This is a genomic window from Blautia glucerasea, assembly GCF_013304385.1.
In the GTDB taxonomy this organism is placed as follows: domain Bacteria; phylum Bacillota; class Clostridia; order Lachnospirales; family Lachnospiraceae; genus Blautia_A; species Blautia_A ammoniilytica.
On record NZ_JAAITU010000174.1, the window covers coordinates 1 to 312 of the forward strand.

The 312-nt window shown below is 42.0% G+C and carries 1 protein-coding gene; it reads right to left on the reverse strand.

Features of this window, described 5'->3' with window-relative positions; genetic code table 11:
• On the reverse strand, positions 1–312 hold a 312-nt coding region (locus G5B11_RS19890; RefSeq protein ID WP_244093089.1), incomplete at both ends, for a ParB N-terminal domain-containing protein.

Here is a 312-nt window from a genome sequence, read left to right on the forward strand (position 1 = left end):
TGATTACCGGTACTTTACGGTATCCCAGTTTCTCCGCAGCATGTTTTCTTCTGTGACCGGATATGATCTCATAGTATCCATCCGGTACTGGTCTGACGATTAGCGGATTTAAAATTCCATACTTCTCAATGCTTTCCTGCAAAAGCAACATTTCCTTATCATCTTTTACCTGAAACGGGTGCTCTTTGAACGGACGAAGACGCTCAATCTCAATTTCTATGATTCTTTCTTCGTTTTCTCCTGATTGTCTGTTTGGCTCAGTCATCTTGACTCCTTTCCTCCAGGATTCAGGAAATAAAAAATGCCTGCCTG